This is a genomic window from Thioalkalivibrio sulfidiphilus HL-EbGr7, from assembly GCF_000021985.1.
Taxonomy (GTDB): domain Bacteria; phylum Pseudomonadota; class Gammaproteobacteria; order Ectothiorhodospirales; family Ectothiorhodospiraceae; genus Thioalkalivibrio_A; species Thioalkalivibrio_A sulfidiphilus.
Genome location: NC_011901.1, coordinates 2,122,278 through 2,140,886, shown reverse-complemented (window position 1 = coordinate 2,140,886; position 18,609 = coordinate 2,122,278). Strand labels below are relative to the sequence as shown.

At 66.7% G+C, this 18,609-nt stretch carries 17 protein-coding genes; 12 read left to right on the top strand and 5 right to left on the bottom strand.

Features of this window, described 5'->3' with window-relative positions:
• Positions 1-60: 60 nt before the first annotated feature.
• From TGR7_RS10100 to scpB, 6 genes are all read left to right on the top strand, one after another.
• Complete coding sequence (locus tag TGR7_RS10100) at positions 61-678, top strand: L-threonylcarbamoyladenylate synthase (protein ID WP_012638576.1); 618 nt, start codon at positions 61-63, stop codon at positions 676-678.
• Positions 679-769: 91 nt separating this feature from the next.
• A complete protein-coding gene (locus TGR7_RS10095; protein WP_012638575.1) occupies positions 770-1,453 on the top strand; it encodes a site-2 protease family protein in 684 nt (227 codons plus the stop codon).
• A gap of 24 nt (positions 1,454-1,477) precedes the next feature.
• Positions 1,478-2,854, top strand: coding sequence for a DUF945 family protein (locus tag TGR7_RS10090; RefSeq protein ID WP_012638574.1), 1,377 nt, complete (start codon positions 1,478-1,480; stop codon positions 2,852-2,854).
• A gap of 78 nt (positions 2,855-2,932) precedes the next feature.
• Positions 2,933-4,150, top strand: coding sequence for a tryptophan--tRNA ligase (locus TGR7_RS10085; protein WP_012638573.1), 1,218 nt, complete (start codon positions 2,933-2,935; stop codon positions 4,148-4,150).
• Complete coding sequence (locus TGR7_RS10080) at positions 4,147-4,974, top strand: segregation and condensation protein A (protein WP_012638572.1); 828 nt, start codon at positions 4,147-4,149, stop codon at positions 4,972-4,974. Before TGR7_RS10085 ends, TGR7_RS10080 begins: the two co-directional genes overlap by 4 nt.
• Before the next feature lie 95 nt (positions 4,975-5,069).
• Positions 5,070-5,780, top strand: coding sequence for an SMC-Scp complex subunit ScpB (scpB, locus tag TGR7_RS10075; protein WP_012638571.1), 711 nt, complete (start codon positions 5,070-5,072; stop codon positions 5,778-5,780).
• A gap of 150 nt (positions 5,781-5,930) precedes the next feature.
• Here the strand turns inward: scpB and moaB are convergent, their stop codons facing one another.
• Positions 5,931-6,452, bottom strand: coding sequence for a molybdenum cofactor biosynthesis protein B (moaB, locus tag TGR7_RS10070; protein ID WP_012638570.1), 522 nt, complete (start codon positions 6,450-6,452; stop codon positions 5,931-5,933).
• 173 nt (positions 6,453-6,625) lie between these two features.
• Here moaB and rluB point away from each other — a divergent pair, with 173 nt between their 5' ends.
• Positions 6,626-7,432 carry a 23S rRNA pseudouridine(2605) synthase RluB gene (gene rluB / locus TGR7_RS10065; protein WP_012638569.1) on the top strand — a complete coding sequence of 269 codons (807 nt, stop codon included), beginning with the start codon at positions 6,626-6,628 and terminating at the stop codon, positions 7,430-7,432.
• A 152-nt stretch (positions 7,433-7,584) separates the two neighbouring features.
• Positions 7,585-8,238 carry an endonuclease III domain-containing protein gene (locus TGR7_RS10060; protein ID WP_012638568.1) on the top strand — a complete coding sequence of 218 codons (654 nt, stop codon included), beginning with the start codon at positions 7,585-7,587 and terminating at the stop codon, positions 8,236-8,238.
• A 60-nt stretch (positions 8,239-8,298) separates the two neighbouring features.
• On the opposite strand, the gene aat is transcribed toward TGR7_RS10060, so the two are convergent.
• The 3 genes from aat to trxB are packed head-to-tail and all read right to left on the bottom strand — an operon-like array spanning position 8,299 to position 11,177.
• The gene (gene aat, locus TGR7_RS10055; protein ID WP_012638567.1) at positions 8,299-9,009 is read right to left on the bottom strand and encodes a leucyl/phenylalanyl-tRNA--protein transferase; all 711 of its coding nucleotides are present in this window, start codon (positions 9,007-9,009) and stop codon (positions 8,299-8,301) included.
• 3 nt (positions 9,010-9,012) lie between these two features.
• The gene (locus TGR7_RS10050) at positions 9,013-10,191 is read right to left on the bottom strand and encodes a GNAT family N-acetyltransferase (RefSeq protein ID WP_012638566.1); all 1,179 of its coding nucleotides are present in this window, start codon (positions 10,189-10,191) and stop codon (positions 9,013-9,015) included.
• A gap of 32 nt (positions 10,192-10,223) precedes the next feature.
• Complete coding sequence (gene trxB / locus TGR7_RS10045; protein WP_012638565.1) at positions 10,224-11,177, bottom strand: thioredoxin-disulfide reductase; 954 nt, start codon at positions 11,175-11,177, stop codon at positions 10,224-10,226.
• A gap of 223 nt (positions 11,178-11,400) precedes the next feature.
• Between trxB and ald the strand changes: the two genes are divergently transcribed.
• The 4 genes from ald to TGR7_RS10025 all read left to right on the top strand — a co-directional run bounded on the left by ald (position 11,401) and on the right by TGR7_RS10025 (position 17,049).
• Complete coding sequence (gene ald / locus TGR7_RS10040) at positions 11,401-12,468, top strand: alanine dehydrogenase (protein ID WP_012638564.1); 1,068 nt, start codon at positions 11,401-11,403, stop codon at positions 12,466-12,468.
• A gap of 105 nt (positions 12,469-12,573) precedes the next feature.
• Positions 12,574-14,883, top strand: a complete 2,310-nt coding sequence (locus TGR7_RS10035; RefSeq protein WP_012638563.1) for a DNA translocase FtsK — start codon at positions 12,574-12,576, stop codon at positions 14,881-14,883.
• Positions 14,884-14,940: 57 nt separating this feature from the next.
• A complete protein-coding gene (gene lolA / locus TGR7_RS10030) occupies positions 14,941-15,558 on the top strand; it encodes an outer membrane lipoprotein periplasmic chaperone LolA (protein WP_012638562.1) in 618 nt (205 codons plus the stop codon).
• 147 nt (positions 15,559-15,705) lie between these two features.
• A complete protein-coding gene (locus tag TGR7_RS10025) occupies positions 15,706-17,049 on the top strand; it encodes a replication-associated recombination protein A (RefSeq protein ID WP_012638561.1) in 1,344 nt (447 codons plus the stop codon).
• A 210-nt stretch (positions 17,050-17,259) separates the two neighbouring features.
• Here the strand turns inward: TGR7_RS10025 and mgtE are convergent, their stop codons facing one another.
• The gene (gene mgtE / locus TGR7_RS10020) at positions 17,260-18,603 is read right to left on the bottom strand and encodes a magnesium transporter (protein ID WP_012638560.1); all 1,344 of its coding nucleotides are present in this window, start codon (positions 18,601-18,603) and stop codon (positions 17,260-17,262) included.
• Between the last annotated feature and the right edge of the window lie 6 nt (positions 18,604-18,609).

Below are 18,609 nucleotides of genomic sequence, written 5' to 3'. Positions count from 1 at the left end.
TAACCCTCACCCCCGTCCCGCGCTAAAATCCCCCTCCCCAAACCCGAAGGAACGCCCCCCGTGACCCGCAGAATCGAAATCCACCCCGACAACCCCCAGGCCCGCCTGATCCGGCAGGCGGTGGACGTGATCCGGGACGGGGGCGTGATCGTCTACCCGACGGATTCCTGCTACGCACTGGGCTGCGGCATCGGCAACAAGACCGGCATGGAACGTATTCGTCGCATCCGTCAGCTGGACGACAACCACCATTTCACCCTGGTGTGCCGGGACCTGTCCGAGATCGCCACCTACGCCAAGGTGGACAACACCGCCTACCGGCTGCTGAAGAACCTCACCCCGGGGCCATACACCTTCCTGCTCAAGGCCACCCACGAGGTGCCCCGGCGCCTGCAGCACGCCAAGCGCAAGACCATCGGCCTGCGGGTGCCGGATCACGCCATCACCCAGGCCCTGCTGGCGGAGCTGGGCGAGCCGCTCATGAGCACCACCCTGCAACTGCCAGGGGACCATCTGCCCCTGTCCGACCCCTACGACATCGAGGAACGCCTCTCCGCCCACGTGGACCTGATCCTGCTCGCCGGGTCCTGCGGTGTGGAGCCCACCACGGTGGTAGACCTGGTGGGGGAGGTGCCGGAGGTGGTGCGCCAGGGACGCGGGGCGGTGGACTGGCTTTGAAGGCAGTGGCAGGTCTCAAGTGGCCAGTGGCAAGGAAAACCATTAGGGCTTTCGCCTGGGGCTGGGGTTTGGCGGTATAATCGCCGTCTCTATGGATAACATCATCCAGACCATCGCCATCTGGGCGATTCCCGTGCTGTTCGCCATCACCCTCCACGAGGTGGCCCATGGCTGGGTCGCCAAGCTGCTGGGCGACACCACCGCCCAGATGCTCGGGCGGCTCACGGTCAATCCCTTGAAACACATCGACCCGGTGGGCACGGTGCTGGTGCCCGTGGGGCTTTTGATCTTCTCCGCCATGACCCCGGGGCCGCCGTTCGTGTTCGGCTGGGCCAAGCCGGTGCCGGTGAACAGCCGCAACCTGTCCCGGCCCCAGCGGGACATGGCGATCGTGGCGGCGGCCGGGCCCATGGCCAATCTCATCATGGCCCTGTTCTGGGCGCTGATGATCAAGCTCGGCTTCAGCCTCATGGGCAGCTTCGACTGGGTGGCGGTGCCCCTGGTCTACATGGGCATCGCCGGCATCGCCATCAACATCCTGCTCATGGTGCTCAACCTGCTGCCCGTGCCGCCCCTGGACGGCGGGCGGGTGGTGTCCGGTTTCCTGCCGCCGCGCATGGCCGCCACCTACGACCGCATCGAGCCCTTCGGCCTGTTCATCGTCCTGGGCCTGCTGGCCACTGGGATGCTGGGCGCCATCATCGGGCCCTTCTACGGCTTCTTCGTGGAACTCATCGAGAGTCTCTTCGGGCTGCCCTTCCACAAGCTTCGCTGATCCATCCCCAAAGGAATCCATGCCATGACGGCCAAACGTCTCCTGCTGCTCCCGCTGCTGCTTCTGGCTGCCCTGATCCTCGCCTGGCCCATCTGGCTGGGCGGTCAGGCCCAGCGCCACCTGGACAACTGGCAGGGAGGCAACCTGGGCGACATGCGCGTGGACCATCGACTGGAGGTCTTCGAGCGCGGCTGGTTCACCTCCAGTGCCACCAGCCAGCTGCACCTGGTGGTGCAGGGGGAACCGGTGGACTTCGCCATGCGCCACCGGATACGCCATGGCTATGGCGCGCTGACCCTGGAATCCGAGCCGGTCTATCCGGATGACGTGGCCGAGCGCCTGCGCGCGGTGTTCGGTGACCGGGTGCCCCTGAGCCTGCACACCGTGATCGATCCCATCACCGATTCCGCCGAGTTGCGCATCACATCCCCCGCCTTCGAGACGGAACTGCCCGAGGAGCCGGGATCCTGGCTGCGTTCCGCAGGCATGGAGGGTGTGTTCCAGTGGAATCGGCAGCGGCTCGTGGGCGGCCTCGAGCTGCCTGAGCTGGAGATGCGGGATGCGGACAGCCATGTGCGCCTGCGCGGTCAGCGTCTGGACCTGGACCTGACGGACCCGGGAAACCGCCTGGCGGATGGCTGGTTCGAGTATCGCGTGGACGTTCTGGACCTGGAGGGCCACGACCAGCAGGGGCCGCTGCACCTGGAGCGCCTGCGCCTGCGCTCCGGCCAGAATCGGCAGGGCGAGTTCCTGCACCTGCACTTCGACCTGGGCTTCGGCGCCCTGCGCGTCGCCGACTGGGAGTCCACCGGAGGGGACATGCGGCTGCGGCTGGGGCCGCTGCACGGTGAGGTCTATGACCTGTTCCTGGAGCGCCTGGAGGGGCTCAACGAGCTGGACGAGGTCCAGGCCGGTGAGATGGCGGGCCTGATCCTGCTGCAGAGCCTGCCGTACATGCTGGTGCACTCGCCGGCACTGAACCTGGAGACCCTGCGCCTGCGCATGCCCGAGGGCGAGCTGGAACTTAAGCTCAGCGCGCGCTTCGACGGTGAGGGTTTCGACCCCAACACCGTGGACTACCTGCCGCGCCTGGGTCTGGACGGCCGCTTCCAGGGGGGCAAGGCCCTGCTGGAGGGGCTGGCCGGGGAGATCAGCCTGCGTTCCATGGAGGACGAGGAAGGCACCCCCATGGATCCGGCGCTGCGCGAGATGCTGACCCGTTCCCTGGGCCGGGGGGTCATGGAGGGCCTGGTGGAGCAGGGTTACATGGTGGCCGGGGAGGACGCCTACCGGGCGGAACTGGAGCTTCGCGACAGCCGCCTGACCCTCAACGGCCAGGACCAGAGCCAGTGGCTGTACCTGCTGCTCATGGGCCTGTTTGCCTCCGGTGGGTTCAACTGAGCCCCCGGAGCGCCGATAATGAGCCCCATCCCGATCAGAGCATTGCATAAACGCATTGCATAAAACCGAGGAGCGACCTTGAGTTCCCTTCCTGCGCAAAACCAGCGCGTGGTCTCCGGCATGCGGCCCACGGGCCGGCTTCATCTGGGCCACTATCACGGCGTCCTGAAAAACTGGATCGAACTCCAGCATGCCTACGAGTGCCTGTTCTTCGTGGCCGACTGGCATGCTCTGACCACCCACTACGAGGACCCCCGCATCCTCTCCGAGAGCGTCTGGGACATGGTGGTGGACTGGCTGGCCGCGGGCGTGAGCCCGGGCGCGGCGAAGATCTTCATCCAGTCCCGGGTGCCGGAACACGCCGAGCTGCACCTGCTGCTGTCCATGATGACGCCGCTCGGCTGGCTGGAGCGCGTGCCCACCTACAAGGACCAGCAGGAGAAGCTGCGCGAGAAGGACCTGGCCACCTACGGCTTCCTAGGCTATCCGCTGCTGCAGAGCGCCGACGTGCTGATCTACAAGGCAGGCCTGGTGCCCGTGGGCGAGGATCAGGTGGCCCACATCGAGATCACCCGGGAGGTGGCGCGGCGCTTCAACCACCTCTACGGCCGTGAGCCGGGCTTCGAAGAGAAGGCCGAGGCCGCCGTGGACAAGATGGGCAAGAAGAACGCCAAGCTGTACCGGGACCTGCGCCGCCGCTACCAGGAGCAGGGCGACGACCAGGCCCTGGACGTGGCCCGGGCCATGCTGGAGACCCAGCAGAACATCTCCCTGGGCGACCGGGAGCGGCTGTTCGGCTACCTGGAAGGCTCCGGCAAGATCATCCTGCCCGAGCCCCAGGCGCTGCTGACCCGGACCTCCAAGATGCCGGGCCTGGACGGGCAGAAGATGTCCAAGTCCTACAACAACACCATCTCCCTGCGGGAAGATCCGGCGGAAGTGGAGAAGAAGATCCGCACCATGCCCACGGACCCGGCCCGGGTGCGCCGTACCGATCCCGGCGAGCCGGAGAAGTGTCCGGTGTGGGCCCTGCACCAGGTCTACTCCGACGAAGCCACCTGCCAGTGGGTGCAGGAAGGCTGTCGCAGCGCGGGCATCGGCTGCCTGGAGTGCAAGCAGCCGGTGATCGATGCGGTGCGTGCCGAGCTGCGCCCCATCCAGGAACGCGCCAAGGACTACGAGGCCGACCCCGCGGCCGTGCGCACCATCATCAACGAGGGCTGCGAGGCGGCCCGGGACATGGCCCGCGACACCCTCGACGAGGTGCGTCGCGCCATGGGGCTCTCCTACCGATGAGCATCGAGATCCACGGCCCCCACGTGGGCGGCGCGAGTCAGGAGGAGATGCCCTTCGCCATCGTGCGCGGCGAACCCCTGAGCACCCCGCCCAAGGACCTGTACATCCCTCCGGACGCCCTGGAGGTATTCCTGGAGGCCTTCGAGGGTCCGCTGGATCTGTTGCTGTATCTCATCAAGCGTCAGAACCTGGATATCCTCGACATCCCCATCGCCGAGATCACCCGTCAGTACATGAGCTACATCGAGCTCATGAAGGATATGCGCCTGGAACTGGCGGCGGAATACCTGGTGATGGCCGCCATGCTGGCCGAGATCAAGTCGCGTATGCTGCTGCCCCGGCCGGGCATCACCGAGGACGAGGATGACCCGCGGGCCGAGCTCATCCGCCGGCTGCAGGAATACGAGCGTTTCAAGAAGGCCGCCGAGGACATCGACGCGCTGCCCCGGGTGGAGCGGGAAATCTTCCCGGTGTCCGCCGAGCCGCCGCCCATGGAGCGCGCGCCGCGCCTGCCCGACGTGGAACTGAAAGAGCTGCTGCTGGCCTTCCGGGAGGTGCTGTCCCGGGCGGACATGTTCACCCACCACCACATCCAGCGTGAACCGCTGTCGGTGCGCGAGCGCATGTCACGGGTGCTCGAGGCGCTCAACGCCGCGCCCTTCGTGGAGTTCCACAAGCTGTTCACCGTGGAGGAGGGGCGCCGCGGCGTGGTGGTGACCTTCCTGGCCATCCTGGAGATGCTCAAGGGGCATCTCATCGACCTGGTGCAGCGGGAACCCTATGCGCCGATCTACCTGAGCCTGGCGGGCAAGGCGCAGGAATAGGATAGGTGCGAAGTGTGAATTGGGAAGTGGGAAGATAGCGTCGATGCCTCAGGTTTTCCCTTGTACTTTTATTTTTGGACCTTGTACCTGAATTTATGGATACAGAGCTGCTCAAGAAGATCATCGAAGGCGCCTTGCTGGCCGCCAACCGGCCCCTGTCCCTGGAGCAGCTGGAGAAGCTCTTCGAGGAAGGCGAGCGTCCGGATCGCGGTGCGATCCGCGACGCCCTCAAGCAGCTGGGCGAGGACTGCGAGGGACGCGGTTACGAACTGAAGGAGGTGGGCAGCGGCTTTCGCTTCCAGGTGCGCGAGACCGTGGCGCCCTGGGTGTCCCGGCTGTGGGAGGAGAAGCCGCCGCGCTACACCCGCGCCCTGCTTGAGACCCTGGCCCTGATCGCCTACCGCCAGCCCATCACCCGCGCCGAGATCGAGGAGATCCGCGGCGTGGCGGTGAGCACCCAGATCGTCAAGACCCTCACCGAGCGGGAGTGGGTGCGCGTGGTAGGCCACCGGGACGTTCCCGGCCGTCCCGCCCTGTTCGGCACGACCCGCCAGTTCCTGGACTACTTCAATCTGAAGACCCTGGACGAGCTGCCGACGCTCGCCGAACTGCGCGACCTGGACAAGCTGCACCCGGAACTGGACCTGGACGGTCCGGGGGAGGGCGAGGGCGGCAAGCCGCCCGTCGAGGAAGAGGCCGTGGAATCCACCGCCCCGGACGCCGGTGAGGTGGCCATGCAGGAAGATGACGTGCAGCCGCCCGAAGAGGAGCTGCCCCGCAACGCCGAAGGACATACGCTGCAATAGGGCTGAATTTTTCTGAAAGGTCAGATCAAAAGCGAACCGCGAAGGGCCCGAAGGTATGCGCCAGGCCCGCGAAGGTTTTTTCAATTCAAAAGGTTTTTCTTTGCGTCCTTCGCGAAACCTTTGCGCCCTTTGCGTTCCGGCTTTTGACTTTCACTTTTCGGAAAGCCGCGGCATCAGCATCACCAGGTTGCAGGGCATGTGGCGGTTGTCCAGCTGCTCCCTGATCAGGTCTTCCCAGCCGGTGCGACAGGCGCCGGTGGAGCCGGGCAGGCAGAAGATGAAGGTGGCGTTGGCCACCCCGGCGATGGCTCGGGACTGCAGGCTGGAGGTGCGGATCTGCTGGTAGGAGATGGCACGGAACAACTCGCCGAAGCCCTCGATCTCCTTGTCCAGCAGCGGCGCCACCGCCTCCGGGGTGCCATCCCGGCCGGTGATGCCGGTGCCGCCGGTGGTGATCACCGCGTTCACCGCCGGGTCCGCGATCCAGCCGGACACCACCGCACGGATCTGGTAGATGTCGTCGGGCACGATGCGCTTCTCTGCCACCCGGTGTCCGCTCTCCTGCACCGCTTTCACCAGGTAGCCGCCGGAGGTGTCGTCGGCCTCGGTGCGGCTGTCGGAGACGGTGAGTACCGCGATGTTGATGGGGATGAAGGCGCGGGTGTCGGACATGGAAGGCTCCAGAATGGACTGATGGGCGGCAATTATAACTACCATTCAATATTCAAAATTCAAAATTCAAGGGAATCTGGCCCATAATCCCCTTTGAATTTTGAATTTTGAATTTTGAATTTTGAATTTTGAATGTTGAATCCCACCTTCGAATCGCCGGGAGGCGAATCATCATGACTGAACGACTGCAAAAACTTCTGGCCCGTCTGGGTCACGGCTCCCGACGGGAGATCGAACGCTGGATCGAGGAAGGCCTCGTCACGGTGAATGGCAAGGTGGCCAGCCTGGGCGACCAGGCCGGCCCCGATGACAAGGTGGCCATTCGTGGCCGGGTGGTGCCCCTGGATGTGGCGCCCAAGCCCCGGGTCATCGCCTACCACAAGCCCGATGGGGAGCTGACTACCCGCAAGGACCCGGAAGGCCGTCCCACGGTGTTCGAGCATCTGCCGCGACTGCGCAACGGCCGCTGGATCGCCGTGGGGAGACTGGACTACAACACCTCGGGGCTGCTGCTGTTCACCACCGACGGCGAACTGGCGGCAAAGCTCATGCATCCCTCCGGCGAGGTGGAGCGCGAGTACGCCGTGCGCATCCTGGGCGAGGTCTCTCCGGACGCCCTGAAGCAGCTCACCACCGGTGTGGAACTGGAAGACGGCCCCGCCCGTTTCGAGACCCTCAGGGAGGCCGGCGGCACCGGCGCCAACCGCTGGTACCACGTGACCCTGCGCGAGGGCCGCAACCGCGAGGTGCGCCGCCTCTGGGAAGCGGTGGGCCTGACCGTGAGCCGGCTCACCCGGGTGCGCTACGGACCCATCAGCCTGGGCCGCGACCTGCGCGCCGGGCGCTGGCGGGATCTCGAGCCCGGCGAGATGGGTGCCCTCTATGCAGTTGCGGGTCTGCCCTGGACGCCGCCGAAGATCCGCCGCGAGGACCGCCGTCCGCCCAAGCCACCGCGCACCGCCCGCCGTCCGAAACGCTGAGGTTTCGTCGGTACTGGAATGAACCGGGTTATCAGGATCGACCGCAAAAGAAAAAAGCTGACAGGATGAACATGATTAACATGATCGGGTCGTTTTGAAATCACGTTAATCATGTTCATCCTGTCAGTGATTCTCGAACGCACAATCTTCCAGTGAACGGTCAGCGATTGCGCAAGGTGTACCAGTTGTTGTTTGAGGCCCACGGCCCCCAACACTGGTGGCCGGCGAACAGTGGCTTCGAGGTGATGGTCGGGGCGGTGCTGACCCAGAACACCGCCTGGCGCAACGTGGAACGGGCCATCGCCGCGCTGAAGGCAGCGAATGCACTCTCGCCCGAGGCCATGCTGGACCTCTCCGATGCCGAGCTGGCCCGGCTTATCCGTCCTTCCGGTTACTTCAACGTCAAGGCCCGCCGGCTCAAGGCCCTGTGCCGCTGGTACCTGGACCACGGCGGACGGCGGCGCCTGCGCCACTGGCCCACGGAGAAGCTGCGGGCATCCCTGCTGTCGGTGCATGGCATCGGCCCCGAGACCGCCGACGATATCCTGCTCTACGCCTTCGATCGTCCCGTGTTCGTCATCGATGCCTACACGCGCCGGCTGCTCGGCCGGCTGGGTCATCCCCATGCGCAGGCAGCCTACGACGATTTCAGGATGTCACTGGAATCGACACTGGGGCAGGACGAACGACTGTATAACGAATACCACGCCCTGATCGTCGCCCATGGCAAGGACGTGTGCAGGCCGAAGCCGCGCTGTGAGCAATGCGTTTTAAGTACGAAGTGTGAATTTGGAAGTGGGACATGAAGTAAGAGGTGGGAATTGGGAAGTGGGAATCTGCACTTCGCACTTCGCAATTCCCACTTCCTACTTCAATTCGGGTTCCACCTGCCAGGGCTCGGGGTGGGGCGGCTGATCGCACAGCCGGTCCAGCCACTGGCGGAATTCATTGCGGGGCATGGGCCGGGCGCCCATGCGCGCCAGGTGGGCCGAAGGGGTCTGGCTGTCGATCAGCGGGTAGCCCCAGTGCTCCAGGTGTCGGCACAGGGTGACCAGGGCCACCTTGGAGGCGTCGCTCACCCGGCTGAACATGGATTCGCCGTAGAACATGCGGCCGAGGGACACCCCGTACAGCCCGCCCACCAGTTGGTCCTCCTGCCAGACCTCCACGGAGTGGGCGAAGCCTGCCTGGTGCATGTGGATGAATGCCTGCTGCATGCCGTAGGTGATCCAGGTGCCGTGCACGCCGCCCCGGGGCTCGGCGCAGCCCTTGATGACCTGCTCAAAGGCCTCGTCGAAGCTCACCCGGAAGCGGCCGCTTCTGAGTGTCTTGCGCAGGCTGCGGCTCACCTTGACCTCGGCACTGAACAGCACCGTGCGCGGGTCCGGTGACCACCACAGGATGGGCTGCCCGGCCTCGTACCAGGGAAAGATCCCCGCCCGATAGGCGCGCAGCAGCCGGGGCAGGCTGAGATCGCCACCGGCGGCGAGCAGGCCGTTGGGTTCGGTGAGCGCCCGGTCCGGGTGGGGAAAGGGCTCGTCCGCCTGTCCGGGATGCAGCCAGGTGAGGGGGTGCATGGCTCAGGCCTCGCCAGGGTCGGGCGCGGCATCGCCGCCCGGGGCGGCGCCTTCGCGAAACGGCGAGAGGCCCATGAGCTGCCGGCAGTGGCGCTGCATCACCTGCTGTTCCCGCAGGCAGAAATCCGCCACCGCCTGGCCCAGGTCCTGGTTGGCAAGCCAGTGGGCGGACCAGGTGGGGGTGGGCAGGAAGCCCCGGGGGATCTTGTGCTCCCCCTGGGCACCGGGCTCGTAGCGGCTCAGCCCCTCGCGGATGCAGTACTCGATGCCCTGGTAGTAGCAGGCCTCGAAGTGCAGGCCGTCGTAGTCCCGGGCGCAGCCCCAGTAGCGGCCGTAGAGGGTGTCGTGGCTGCGATAGCAGAGCGCCGCCGCCACCGGCTCGCCCTCGTGCTCCGCCAGCACCATGACCACGCCCCGGCCCAGGGCGCGTCCGGTCTCGCGGAAGAACTCAAGGCTCAGGGTGGGGATGCCCATCTTCTTCTCGAAGGTGTCCACGTAGAAGCCGTGGAAGGTGGCCCAGAGGACATCGCTCACCTCATCGCCGTGCAGGATGCGCAGGCTCACGCCCTGGTCGGCCACTTTGCGCCGCTCCTGGCGCACGTTCTTGCGTTTCTTCGAGGCAAAGCGTGACAGGAAATCGTCGAAGTCCCGGTAGCCATCGTTGCGCCAGTGGTACTGGCAACCCATGCGCAGGTTCAGGCCCTCGGCGCGCAGGGCCTCCAGGTCCTCGGCGTCCGGGAACAGCCAGTGCAGGCCCGAGACCTGGTGCTCCCGGGCGAAGGCCAGGCCCTGCTGGATGAGCAGGCGGCGCAGCACGGGGCCGTCGGCATCCGGATGGATCAGCAGGCGGGGGCCGGTGGCGGGGGTGTAGGGGACCGAGACCACCAGCTTCGGGTAGTAGCGAAGCCCGGAACGCTCCCAGGCGGATTCCCAGGACCAGTCGAACACGAACTCGCCGTAGCCGTTGGTCTTGGCGTACAGGGGCATGGCAGCCAGCAGCCGGCCGGCCTCGTCCTCGATGAGCAGGTGTCGGGGGAACCAGCCGTACTGACTGCCGAGGCAGCCGTAGCGTTCCAGCCCCGCCAGGAAGGCATGGCTGATGAGCGGGTTTTCATGCCCGCCCAGGGCGTCCCAGGCCCCGGCGTCCACGGCGTCGAGTTGCTCGACGATGCGCAGCCGCACGGGGGCGGGAAGCGGGTTCGGGAGATCCGCGCTCAGCGGTTCTCCTCCAGGAAGCGCTCGGCATCCAGGGCGGCCATGCAGCCGGTGCCGGCGGAGGTGACCGCCTGGCGGTAGACATGGTCCATGACGTCGCCGGCGGCGAAGATGCCGGGCACGCTGGTGGCGGTGGCGTTGCCGCCCGTGCCGCTCTTGACCTTGATGTAGCCGTTCTCCATCTCCAGCTGGCCGTCGAAGATGGCGGTGTTGGGCTTGTGGCCGATGGCGATGAACACGCCCATCAGCTCGATGTCCTTGGTCTCCCCGGACTTCACGTCCTTGATGCGCATGCCGGTGACGCCGGAGTCATCGCCCAGCACCTCGTCCAGCACGTGGTTCCACTCGATGGTGACCTTGCCTTCCTTCTCCTTCTCGAACAGGTGGTCCTGGAGGATCTTCTCGGAACGCAGCTTGTCGCGCCGGTGCACCAGGGTCACATGGGAGGCGATGTTGGAGAGGTACAGGGCCTCTTCCACGGCGGTGTTGCCGCCGCCGATCACCGCCACCTTCTGGTTGCGGTAGAAAAAGCCATCGCAGGTGGCGCAGGCGGACACGCCCTTGCCCTTGAAGGCCTCTTCCGAGGGCAGGCCCAGGTACATGGCGGAGGCGCCGGTGGCGATGATCAGGGCATCGCAGGTGTAGCTGCCCGAGTCGCCGGTGAGGGTGAAGGGGCGCTTGGAGAAGTCCACGGTGTTGATGTGGTCGAAGATGATCTCGGTGTTGAAGCGCTCGGCGTGGCGCTTCATGCGTTCCATGAGCTCCGGGCCCTGCACGCCCGCGTCATCCCCCGGCCAGTTGTCCACGTCGGTGGTGGTGGTGAGCTGGCCGCCCTGTTCCAGTCCGGTGATCAGCACCGGGTTGAGGTTGGCCCGGGCCGCGTAGACGGCGGCGGTGTAACCGGCGGGACCGGAACCGAGGATAAGCAGCCGGCTGTGCTTGGGATCGCTCATGTATACTGACTCCTGTTCTTGAGGCTTGAGTGTCTGAGGCTGAAGCGGGGCATGGCCCGGGGTGTTCACCCCCTGTCAGACAGGGCGGGCCGGGCAGGGTTCTTCCGGCGGCAAAGGGGGAGGGCACCGCAACGCGAAGGCCGTATTATCCGGATAGCCCCCCCTCAAGTCACCCGCCGGAAGCCGGACAAGGACATCAGGCCAGGACATCAGGTACGACCCCATGAAGATCGGCATCCCTACCGAGATCAAAGCCCTGGAAGGCCGGGTGGGCCTGGTGCCCGCCGCCTGCGCGGAGCTGGTGCGCCACGGCCACGAGGTGCTGGTGCAGGCGGGCGCCGGTGCCCGCAGCGGCTACGCTGACGGCGACTATACGGCCGCCGGCGCCCGGGTGGTGCCCGATGCGGCCGGCCTGTACGGCGAGGCCGGACTCATCGTCAAGGTCAAGGAGCCCCTGGACGGGGACCTGGCCCACCTGCGCCCCGACCACATCCTGTTCTGCTACCTGCACCTGGCCGCCAACCGGGACCTGGCGGAGCGCCTGCGCGCCCTGGGGCTCACCGCCGTGGCCTTCGAGACCGTGCGGGTGGGCCGTTCACTGCCCCTGCTGGCGCCCATGAGCGAGATCGCCGGGCGTCTGGCGGTGCAGGTGGGCGCCCACCTGCTGCACCAGCCCCAGGGCGGCAAGGGCCTGCTGCTGGGCGGTCTGCCCGCCGCCAGCCGGGGGCACGTGGTGGTGCTCGGGGCCGGGGTGGCCGGCAGCGCTGCGGTGGAGGCCGCAGCCGCCCTGGGGGCCCGGGTCACGGTCTTCGACATCTGCGCCGAACGCATGGACGCCATGCGCCGGGTGGGCGGTAATGTGACCGCCCTCTACGCCTACCAGCAGGCCATCGGCGAGACTCTGGCCGACGCCGACCTGCTCATCGGCGCCGTGCTCCTGCCCGGCCGCCGGGCACCCCACCTGGTGACCCGGGAGATGCTGCGCGCCATGGCCCCCGGCAGCGTGGCGGTGGACATCTCCGTGGACCAGGGCGGCTGTCTGGAGACCACCCGGGCCACCACCTACGAGGCGCCCACCTACGTGGAGGAGGGGGTCACCCACTTCTGCGTCACCAACATGCCCGGCGCCGTGCCCCGCACCTCGTCCCAGGCCCTGTCCGCGAGCCTGATCCCCCACGTGCTGCGCCTGGCGCAGCCCGACTGGGAGGAGGACATGGCCCTCATGGAGGGGGTGAACGTGCGGGCGGGCGCGTATGTGAATGCGGCGGTGAAGGCGGAGATGGAGAACTGAAGTGGGAAGTGTGAACTGGCCTTGATTCCCATTTCCCAATTCACACTTCCAACTTCACATTGTGAATCATACAATTACAAAAAAATCCTAAAGACGATACTGATATTGGCCCAGGCAACCCAGAAGAAAACCGACGGCAAGCCGCTCAGCGCCCACGTGGGACGCGGGCTGCGCGAGGGCGCCCTGCTGGTGCTGGGCGCGGCGGCCGTGTACCTGCTCATCGCCCTGGCGAGCTTTAATCCGGCGGACCCGGGCTGGTCCCACACCGGCAGCGGGCTGCGCGCCAGCAATCTGGGCGGACGGGTGGGGGCCTGGTTCGCCGACGTGTTCTTCTACCTGTTCGGCTACCTGGCCTACCTGGCCCCGGTGATCGTGGGCTACAGCGGCTGGCTGCTGTACCGGGGCCGCACCGACACCGGCGAGCTGGACCTGCGCACCCTGGGCATCCGCTGGGCCGGCTTCGTCACCACGCTCGCTGCCGGTTGCGGCCTGGCCACCATGCACTTCGCCCCCGGCAGCCTGCCCTTGAACGCCGGCGGCATCCTCGGCCAGGTGCTGAGCACCCTGCTGATCTCCGGTTTCGGCATGGTGGGCACCACCCTGCTGCTGCTGGCCCTGTTCCTGGCGGGCGTGACCCTGTTCACGGGGCTTTCCTGGTTCGCGGTCATGGACGGGGTGGGACGCTACACCCTGCTGTTCATCGACTGGGTCCGGGCGCGCATCGACGAGGCCCTGGAGCGGCGCGCCGGTCGCAAGGCCCGGGAGGCCCGGGAGGTGGTGGTGCGCACCGAGACCGAGAAGGTGCGCGCACGGCCCAAGCCGCGCATCGAACCGGTGGTGACCAAGCCGGAGGTGAGCGAGCGGGTGCAGAAGGAGAAGCAGATCCCGCTGTTCACGGGCGAGCCGCGCGCCGATGCCCCGCCGCCCCTGGCCCTGCTGGACGCCGCCCGACCCCACGAGGGCGGCTACTCCGAGGCGAGCCTGGAGGCCATGTCCCGCCAGGTGGAGATCAAGCTCAAGGACTTCGGCGTGGAGGTGGAGGTGGTGGCCGTGCACCCGGGGCCGGTGATCACCCGCTTCGAGCTGCAGCCCGCCGCGGGCGTGAAGGTGAGCCGCATCAGCGCCCTGGCCAAGGACCTGGCCCGGGCGCTGTCCGTGATCAGCGTGCGCATCGTGGAGGTGATCCCGGGCAAGTCCACGGTGGGCCTGGAGATCCCCAACGAGCAGCGTGAGCTGGTGGTGCTCTCGGAGATCCTGCAGTCCAAGGTCTTCGACGGCGCCGGCTCCCCCCTGACCCTGGCGCTCGGCAAGGACATCGGCGGCGTGCCCATGGTGGCGGACCTGGCGCGCATGCCGCACCTGCTGGTGGCCGGCACCACCGGCTCGGGCAAGTCCGTGGCCATCAACGCCATGCTGCTGTCCCTGCTCTACAAGGCGCGCCCCGAGGAGGTGCGCCTGATCCTCATCGATCCCAAGATGCTGGAGCTGTCCGTCTACGAGGGCATCCCGCACCTGCTGGCGCCGGTGGTCACGGACATGAAGGATGCCTCCAACGCCCTGCGCTGGGGCGTGGCGGAGATGGAGCGCCGCTACCGGCTCATGTCCCACATGGGCGTGCGCAACCTGGCCGGCTTCAACCGCAAGGTGAAGGAGGCCGCCGACAAGGGCGAGCCCCTGCGCGATCCCTTCCACAAGCCCCAGCTGGAATTCGACGACCAGGCCCCGGCGCCGGAACTCAAGACCCTGCCGTACATCGTCATCGTGGTGGACGAGTTCGCCGACCTGATCATGGTGGTGGGCAAGAAGGTGGAAGAACTGATCGCCCGCCTGGCCCAGAAGGCCCGCGCCGCCGGCATCCACCTGATCCTGGCCACCCAGCGGCCCTCAGTGGACGTGATCACCGGCCTGATCAAGGCCAACATCCCCACCCGTGTGGCCTTCCAGGTCTCCTCCCGGGTGGATTCCCGCACCATCCTGGACCAGATGGGTGCCGAGCAGCTGCTGGGCCACGGCGACATGCTGTACCTGCCGCCGGGCACGGCCCATCCGGTGCGCGTGCACGGCGCCTTCGTGGCCGACCACGAGGTGCACCAGGTGGTGGATTACCTCAAGTCCCTGGGCGAGCCCGACTACCTGGAGGGGGTGCTGGAAGAGCCCGAGGCCGGCGCCGCCTTCATTCCCGGCCTGGAGCCCATGGGCGAGGGCGATCCCGAGAGCGATCCCCTCTACGACCAGGCGGTGGCCATCGTGCTGGAGTCCCGCAAGGCCTCCATCTCCTACGTGCAGCGGCGCCTGAAGATCGGCTACAACCGCGCCGCGCGCATGATCGAGGACATGGAGGCGGCGGGCCTGGTCAGTGCCCTGCAGTCCAACGGCAATCGTGAAGTCCTGGCCCCCGGGGGCCCCAAGGACTGAGGGACCTTTTCCCCGATTGCCTGTCCAATCCATCGAATCCCGTCAGACGAGAGACCCATGTTCCGATACCTGCTCGCATCCCTGCTGGCGCTTACGCTCGCCACCCCGGCCTTCGCCGCCGACGCCCGCCAGAGCCTGGAGCGCTTCTTCAGTGAGGTGAGCCGCTTTGATGCCCGCTTCGAGCAGCTGGTGATCAACGAGCAGGACGAGGTCCTGCAGGCCTCCGAGGGCCGCGTGCAACTGCAGCGTCCGGGCCGGTTCCGCTGGGATTACGAGCAGCCCTTCCGCCAGCTGATCATCGCCGACGGCCAGTTCCTGTGGACCTACGACGAGGAGCTGGCCCAGGCCACCGCCCAGCCCATGGAACGGGTGCTGGCCGGCGCCCCCATCATGCTGCTCTCCGAACCCCGCCCCCTGGAGCAGGACTTCGAGGTGAGCGTGGTGGGCGAGCGCGGCGAACTGAACTGGGTGGAGCTGACCCCCAGGGATCGCGATGCGGACTTCACTCGCATCCTCATCGGCATGGACGGTGACCGGGTGGGCATGATGGTGCTCTATGACCAGTTCGGCCAGCAGACCCGCATCCGCTTCTCCAACATGCGCATCAATCCCAGCATCCCCGCCGCCACCTTCCGTTTCGAGGCGCCGCCGGGGGTGGATGTGATCAGGCATTGAGAAGTGTGAATTGAGAAGTGGGAAGTCGGAGAAGCGAACCGCGAAGGGCGCTAGGATCACTACACGTTTTTTCAACTTTGCGACCTTTGCGCATCCCTTAGCGACCTTGGCGGTCCGCTTTTCAACACTGGATAAGCACACGAATCCGTGACCGACGACCTTTTTGATGCCTCACCTGTAAACGAGACCGGCCGCCCCCTGGCGGACAGGATGCGGCCGCGAAATCTGGACGAGTACGCGGGTCAGTCGCACCTGCTGGCGCCGGGCAAGCCGCTGCGCCGGGCCATCGAAGAGGACCGCCTGCACTCCATGCTGTTCTGGGGGCCGCCGGGCACCGGCAAGACCACCCTGGCGCGCATGATCGCCCACTACTGCGGCGCCCAGTTCCTGACCCTGTCCGCCGTGCTCTCCGGGGTGAAGGACATCCGCGCCGCCGTCGAGCAGGCCCGGGAATACCGGCGCATGCACGGCAAGCCCACGGTGCTGTTCGTGGACGAGGTGCACCGCTTCAACAAGTCCCAGCAGGATGCCTTCCTGCCCCACGTGGAGGACGGCACCATCGCCTTCGTGGGCGCCACCACGGAAAACCCGTCCTTCGAGCTCAACAACGCGCTGCTGTCCCGGGTGCGCACCTACGTGCTCAAGGCGCTCACGGACGGCGACATCCGCGCCATCATCGACCGGGCCCTGGCGGACGAGGAACGGGGCCTGGGTGGTCGTCATCTGCACATGGCGGACGAGTTGCGTGACCGGCTGGCCAGGGCCGCCGACGGCGACGCGCGCCGGGCGCTCAATCTGCTCGAGATCGCCGCCGACCTGGCGCAGGAGGGGCCGCAAGGCGCCGAGATCACCGAGGCGACCCTGGACGAGGTCACCAGCCAGGGCCTGCGCCGCTTCGACAAGGGCGGCGAACTGTTCTACGACCAGATCTCCGCCCTGCACAAGTCCGTGCGCGGCTCCAATCCGGACGCCGCCTTGTACTGGCTGTGCCGCATGATCGACGGCGGCTGCGATCTGGTGTATCTGTCCCGGCGCATCGTGCGCATGGCCAGCGAGGACATCGGCAACGCCGACCCCCGGGGTCTGACCCTGGCCCTGGAGGCCTGGGACGTGTACGAGCGTCTGGGCTCGCCGGAAGGGGAGCTGGCCCTGGCGCAGGCGGTGGTCTACCTGGCCTGCGCGCCCAAGAGCAACGCCGTGTACATGGCCTACAACCAGGCCATGGCCGAGGTGCGCGAGACGGGCACCCTGGAGGTGCCGATGCACCTGCGCAACGCGCCCACCAAGCTCATGAAGTCCCTGGACTACGGCAAGGGCTACCGCTACGCCCACGACGAGCAGGATGGCTACGCCGCCGGTGAGCGCTATTTCCCCGATGAGATGGGTGAGCGGCACTACTACCGGCCCGTGAACCGGGGGCTGGAGATCCGCATCGCGGAGAAGCTGGAGGAGTTGCGCCGCCGGGACGAGGAAGCAGGAAAAAAGAAGTAGGAAGTGGGAATTTGGAAGTGGGAAAGGAAGTTGGAAGTGGGAATTGGGAAGTGCGAAGTAAAACCTGTTCCCTCTCCCTCAGGGACAAATCCGCACGGAGCGGATTTGAACAGCCGACAGGCTGGCACGAAGGGTGAAGGGCAGGACGCCCGGAATAGAGGGTTGGGGTGAGGGTGGTTTCTTTCCCACTTCCCAATTCACACTTCGTCCCTACAAAAGCACCGCCGTTGCCACCGAAAAATAGATCAGGATGCCGAACACGTCCGCCACGGAGGTGATCAGCGGCGCGCTGGCCGATGCCGGGTCCAGGCCGAAGCGGTTGAGGGCGAAGGGCAGCACCATGCCGAACATGCTGGCCATGACCACCACCAGCACCATGGAGATGGCCACCGCCAGGCCCACGTCCACGCCGCCCAGCCAGATGCCGGCACCCCACACCGCCAGGCCCATGGTGGCGCCCAGGGCCGCGGAGACCAGCAGTTCCTTGCCCCAGAGCTTGAGCCAGTCCCGGGTCTGCACGTCGCCGGTGGCCAGGGCGCGCACCATGAGCGTCGATGACTGGGCGCCGGCGTTGCCGCCGCTGGCGATGACCAGGGGCAGGAAGAACACCAGGGCCACCACGGTCTCGATGGCCGCCTCGAACAGGGCGATGGCCATGCCGCTGAAGATGTTCACCACCACCAGGATCACCAGCCAGCCGATGCGCTTGCGATAGAGCAGGCTCGCACTGGCCTCCTTCAGGCTCAGGCCCACCACGCCCACGGAACCCATCTTCTGAAAGTCCTCCGTGGTCTCTTCCTCCACCACGTCCAGGATGTCGTCCAGGGTGATGATGCCGCGCATCACGCCCTGGTCATCGACCACGGGCAGCACCTCCAGGTCGTAGTGGCGGATGACGCGCGCCGCCTCTTCCTGGTCCTCGTCGGTGCCGATGCTGATCACGTCCCCATGGCCGATGTCGTGGACCTTGGTGCTCGGACGTGCCAGCAGCAGGTCGCGCAGACGCAGGGTGCCCAGCACCTGCCCCTGCGCGCTGGTGACGAACACCATGTTCACGTTCTCGCCCACGTCATGCTGCTCGCGCACGTGATCCAGGGCCTGGCCCACGCTCCAGTCGGGGCGCACGGTGATGAACTCCGGGTTCATCAAGCGGCCGGCGCTGTCCTCGGGGTAGGTGAGCAGGGCCTGCAGGACCTGCTGGTCCTCCACCGGGAGCATCTCCATGAGCAGCTCGGTGTGCTCGTCCGGCAGCTCGTCCAGCAGGGCCGCGGCATCGTCGTAATGCAGCTCGCCGATCAGCCGCGCCTTGTCCTCGTCCTCCAGGGCGTCGAGCACCTCGGTCTGCTGCTCGGTGCTCAGGTAGGAGAATACGTTGGAGGCCCGCTCGGGGCTCAGCAGGTGGGCGAACAGGCGTTCACGGTCCTGTGGGGCGAGATCCGGGGTGGCGCGGGCGATGTCCTGGTCGGCCAGTTGCCCCAGGATGCCACGCAGGGCATCCCAGTCGCGGGTGGCGATCAGTTCCGGCAGGTTCTCGATGACATCGGTTTCGCTCATGAAATC